Source organism: Klebsiella sp. CB_Kp196 (genome assembly GCF_040061575.1).
GTDB lineage: Bacteria > Pseudomonadota > Gammaproteobacteria > Enterobacterales > Enterobacteriaceae > Klebsiella > Klebsiella michiganensis.
Window position 1 is genome coordinate 1 of record NZ_JBEAFH010000028.1, and the last position, 777, is coordinate 777.

Genomic DNA, 777 nt, shown 5'->3' on the forward strand with positions numbered 1-777 from the left:
GGCTTTGTTGAATAAATCGAACTTTTGCTGAGTTGAAGGATCAGATCACGTATCTTCCCGACAACGCAGACCGTTCCGTGGCAAAGCAAAAGTTCAAAATCACCAACTGGCCCACCTACAATAAAGCCCTCATCAACCGTGGCTCCATAACTTTCTGGCTGGATGATGAAGCTATTCAGGCCTGGTATGAGTCAGCAACACCTTCTTCACGAGGCAGACCTCAGCGCTATTCTGACCTTGCCATCACGACTGTGCTGGTCATTAAACGCGTATTCAGGCTGACCCTGCGCGCTGCGCAGGGCTTTATTGATTCCATTTTTTCTCTGATGAACGTTCCGCTACGCTGCCCGGATTACAGCTGTGTCAGCAGGCGGGCAAAGTCGGTTAATGTCAGTTTCAAAACGCCCACCCGGGGTGAAATCGCACACCTGGTAATTGATTCCACCGGGCTGAAGGTCTTCGGTGAAGGCGAGTGGAAAGTCAAAAAGCATGGCCAGGAACGCCGCCGTATCTGGCGTAAGCTGCATCTCGCCGTTGACAGTAAAACACATGAAATCATCTGCGCTGACCTGTCGCTGAACAATGTGACGGACTCAGAAGCCTTCCCGGGTCTTATCCGGCAGACTCACAGAAAAATCAGGGCAGCATCGGCAGACGGCGCTTACGACACCCGGCTCTGTCACGATGAACTGCGGCGTAAGAAAATCAGCGCGCTTATCCCTCCCCGAAAAGGTGCGGGTTACTGGCCCGGTGAATATGCAGACCGTAACCGTGCAG

Annotated in this window: 1 protein-coding gene; it reads left to right on the top strand. The window is 52.6% G+C overall.

Annotated features, from left to right (window positions below):
- Window positions 1-32: 32 nt before the first annotated feature.
- The coding region (locus ABLU87_RS04775) for an IS5 family transposase (RefSeq protein WP_348870672.1) at window positions 33-777 on the top strand (745 nt) is incomplete at its 3' end.